The sequence below is a fragment of the Streptomyces sp. NPDC003943 genome (assembly GCF_053605265.1).
In genome coordinates this window covers 1-3,782 of the sequence record NZ_JBSGIW010000181.1, presented here as the reverse complement: position 1 = coordinate 3,782, position 3,782 = coordinate 1, and the positions used below count along the sequence as shown (strand labels likewise).

Genomic DNA, 3,782 nt, shown 5'->3' with positions numbered 1-3,782 from the left:
ATATTAGTGAGTGGAGTTAAGACGTGTTGTGTTAGTTAGTGCGGGGGTGGGCGGCGGGGCCGGGTCCGCGGCGCGCGCCGCCGCGGCGGCGACGGCCATCGCCCCGACCACGGCCTCGCGGTGCTGGTGGGTGGTGTACGCGGAGATCTCGGCCTGGTGGGTGGCCTGTTCCGGGTCGTCGGCGTACCAGGCGCCGAGCGGGGCGATCCGCATGGCGGCGCCGTTGCCCCACGAGCCCTGCCCGTTGAAGAGCGCCGCGGCGAGCTGCCGCCAGTCGTCTCCCTCGCGGATCAGCCGGAGCATGCGGTTGACGGCGGGGCCGTAGCCGCGGTCGAAGTCGTGGTGGTGGGCGAAGGACTGGGCGAGCGCGTCCTGGTCGATCCGGCCGTGGGCGACCAGCACGGCGAGGACGGAACAGGCCATCTCCGTGTCGTCGGTCCACTGCCAGGGACCGGTCGGCGGCTCGTGCCGCTTCAGCAGGGGGTAGTTGCCGGGAACGAAGTACTGGGAGCCCAGGGCGTCTCCCACGGACAGCCCGCGCAGGCTGGCCAGGGCGCGGTCGAAGCGCCGGTCGAGAGAGAGGTCAGCGGTCATCGCCCTCCCACTCTATCCGGTGGGGCCGTACGGTTCCGGGGTACGCCAGCGCGCGAAGGGCCGGTCGAGGCGGTACTTCCCGTCCTCGCCGAGCACGAGCATCCGCGTCTCCGCGTTGTCCGGGTTGGAGAGCGACTCGAACTCGGCGACCGTCCAGTGGAACCAGCGCATGCAGAACAGGCGCATGGTCAGTCCGTGGGTGACGAGCAGGACGTTCGGCGGGTGGTCGGGAGCCTCGAAGCTGCGGTAGAGGCTCTCCAGGAAGGCTCCGACCCGGTCGTAGACGTCGGCACCCGACTCGCCCTGGGCGAAGCGGTAGAAGAAGTGCCCGTAGGCGTCCCGGTACGCCTTCTGGAGCCGTACGTCCTCCCGCTCCTGCCAGTTTCCCCAGTCCTGCTCTCGCAGCCGGGGCTCCTCCCGGACCCGGACGAGCCGCGGATCGAGCCGGAAGGCCCGCAGCGTTTCGTGAGTGCGCCGGTAGGGCGAGACGTAGACACTGACCCGCTCCTCGCCGAAGAGCTCCCGCAGCCGCTCCCCCGTCGCCTCCGCCTGCCGCCACCCGGTCCCGGTCAGCCGGAGCGCGTGGTCGGGCTCCCGCTCGTACACGGTGTCATCGACATTGCCCTCGGACTCTCCGTGCCGTACGAGGACGATGCGCCGCGGTCGTGCCATGCCCACGACCCTAGACGGCCGCCCGCCGGCCGTCTCGTCGAGCAGCGACCGGAGCAGCAGCCGAGCAGCACCCGAGCAGCAGCGGGTCGGCACCGGGCCCGTCCCGCCCCGGAACCGATACGCGGTCGGCACCGAGTCCCGGCCCGCCCCGGAGCCGATACGCGGGTCGGCACCGCTTCCCGGCCCGCCCCGGAACCCGTACGCGGGCCGGCGCACCGGGCTCCCGGCCCGCCCCGGAACCCGTACGCGGGTCCGCGCACCGGTCCCGGCCGCCCCGGACCCGTACCCCTCACACCGTCCACGTCGGTTCGAGCTGCACCACGTCGCCCGTCATCGCCGCCACGTCGGCCATCGTCTGCGCCCGCAGGGCCAGCCGTTCGATCCGTTCGACCCGGTACTTCCCGTGCTCGGCGGCCGAGTTCCACATCGACAGGACGATGAACTCGTGCCCCGGCGCCTCGCCGAAGAGCCCCCGCAGCATGCCCGGAGACCCGGCCATCGCCGGGTTCCAGACCTTCTCCTGCATCAGGGCGAAGTGCTCCGCCCGCTCCTCGTGCACCCGGCAGTGGGCGACCCGGGCCACGTCGGCGTCGGCGAACCGGGGCTCGAAGCCGGTCTTCACGTCGAAGCGGTGGTCGAACAGCTTGACCTGCGGATTGCGGTAGGTGCCGACCTGCGCGGCGGCGAGCCGGTCGTGCGAGCGCGCCATGAAGGAGTCGTAGAACGCCCGGCTCTCCCAGAACGCGAAGACGTGGGCGACGTCCGGCCGCCGCCGGCTCCACCCACCGCCCTGCCCCCGGAACCCCGGCTCACCGAGCAGCCCCGCCCACTTCCGCTGCCCCCGCTCGAACCCTCGACGGTCCACCACGGTGCAGCGAATCCACTTGACCAGCACCGCGCCATGGTACGGGGCGGAGCGACGCGCCGTCAGACCTCGGTCGGGTGCACCCGGAGCAGTCCGGCGGCCTCCTCGTCGTCCAGTTCGATTCCGAAGACGTCGGCGAGGGTCGGGACCAACTCCTCGCGCCCCACCTTCCGTTCCTCGCTCGAACCGTCCGCCCGCACGACGGTCAGGGTCTCGCGCAGCAGCGAGCTGCCCACGCCGGGGCCGGGCTGCTGGGCCACGACCTGGCCGACGAACCGTGAGCGGGGATGGCTGGAGCTGTAGTGGTTCATCAGCTCGAAGTCCACGGGATACAGGGTCTGCGGGGCGAAGGCGTAGAGCTGGGTCCACCCCTCCGGGCGAAGCGAGCGCAGCGCGTGGACGCCGTCCGTGTCCACGCCGATGCCGAAGGTCCAGCCCTCCTGCTCGACCCGCACGCCGTCGGCCAGCGGCACCGGTTCGAGGAGTCCCTGGTAGCCGAACCCCACGTCGGCCAGCCACGGCCGGCCCTCCACCGTGACGACGAGCACGGCGTGGGTGATCGGCCTGATCTCGTCCCCTCTGCGGACCCGGGCGCCGCGCCCCGTGACCTGGAAGCCGATCCGCTCCAGGGCGGCGGCGAGCAGGCTGTTCTGCTCGTAGCAGTAGCCGCCGCGCCGCCTGGCGACGAGCTTGGCCTGGAGGCTCTTGGGATCCAGGGAGATCCGGCGGCCGAGCGCCACGTCCAGGTTCTCGAACGGGATGGCCGCCACATGCGCCCGGTGCACGGCGCGCAGGGTCGCGAGATCGGGCGCGACCACCCCCGAGTGTCCGATCCGCGCCAGATATGCGTCCAGATCCAGCTCTTCCGCGCCCCACATGCGACGGCCCCCCTCGACAGATGACATGTTGATCACATGACACCATGAACACCCCGTCAGGAACCGTCCACAGAGAGGGGGTTCGCGATGAGCGGACTCAACAAGGGGGTCGGCAAGGTCGAGGTGTCGCTCAAGTGGGACCCCAGCCCGGCAGGCAGCCCCGCGCACGACCTGGACCTGGTCGCGGGCGTCTATCCGGCGGACGGCCCGTACGGTCCACCGGACTATCTCGTGCACTTCGACAACCGCTCGCCCGACGGCACCATCACCCTCCAGCGCGACAGCCGTACGGGCCAGGGCCTCGGCTATGACGAGGCGATGACCCTGGAGCTCACGCGGCTCGCGCCCCGGTACGGCCGCGTGGTGGTGGGCGTGGCGATACAGCAGGGCGGCGGGCGGGTCGTCTTCGGCCAGGTCGGCGGGACCGGCGTCCGGGTCCGCGAGGGCTACACCGACCTGCTGGTCGACGACTTCGCCTCGGTGGCGCAGGCGACGGCGGCGACCGTCGTGGAGTTCGTCCGCGACGGCGCGGGCGACTGGAGCTGGCGGCCGCTCCCCCGCGGTTTCGACACGGATCCGCGCTCCTTCGGCGTCACGATGGGCGCCGCGTAAAAAGGCGCGGACCGAAACGGAGACGGCGCGACAGCCAGACGCGACGAGACACAGCGAGAAGGGGGGCCGCCCCCCGGCCCGGCCCCGCGGATCAATAAAGTAGGAATAGCACACCGATTAAAAACCATCACCAATAATATCATAAAGTTTTGCGTGTTTTT

4 protein-coding genes and 1 pseudogene are annotated in these 3,782 nt (G+C 71.2%); 1 reads left to right on the top strand and 4 read right to left on the bottom strand.

Annotation, left to right across the window (positions count from 1 at the left end):
- Positions 1-42 precede the first annotated feature (42 nt).
- The 4 genes and pseudogenes from ACWEV0_RS35775 to ACWEV0_RS35760 form a co-directional block, all read right to left on the bottom strand.
- Positions 43-594: pseudogene (locus ACWEV0_RS35775) on the bottom strand (ADP-ribosylglycohydrolase family protein); the annotation flags it as partial.
- Between the two features lie 12 nt (positions 595-606).
- Entirely contained in the window at positions 607-1,266 is a 660-nt protein-coding gene (locus ACWEV0_RS35770; RefSeq protein ID WP_453153981.1) for a histidine phosphatase family protein, read from the bottom strand.
- A gap of 289 nt (positions 1,267-1,555) precedes the next feature.
- Positions 1,556-2,161 carry a YdbC family protein gene (locus ACWEV0_RS35765; RefSeq protein ID WP_453153980.1) on the bottom strand — a complete coding sequence of 202 codons (606 nt, stop codon included), beginning with the start codon at positions 2,159-2,161 and terminating at the stop codon, positions 1,556-1,558.
- Between the two features lie 32 nt (positions 2,162-2,193).
- Positions 2,194-3,036: an arylamine N-acetyltransferase family protein gene (locus tag ACWEV0_RS35760; protein ID WP_453153979.1), complete on the bottom strand. Its 843-nt coding sequence runs from the start codon at positions 3,034-3,036 to the stop codon at positions 2,194-2,196.
- A gap of 60 nt (positions 3,037-3,096) precedes the next feature.
- Between ACWEV0_RS35760 and ACWEV0_RS35755 the strand changes: the two genes are divergently transcribed.
- A complete protein-coding gene (locus tag ACWEV0_RS35755; RefSeq protein WP_453153978.1) occupies positions 3,097-3,621 on the top strand; it encodes a TerD family protein in 525 nt (174 codons plus the stop codon).
- Positions 3,622-3,782: the final 161 nt, after the last annotated feature.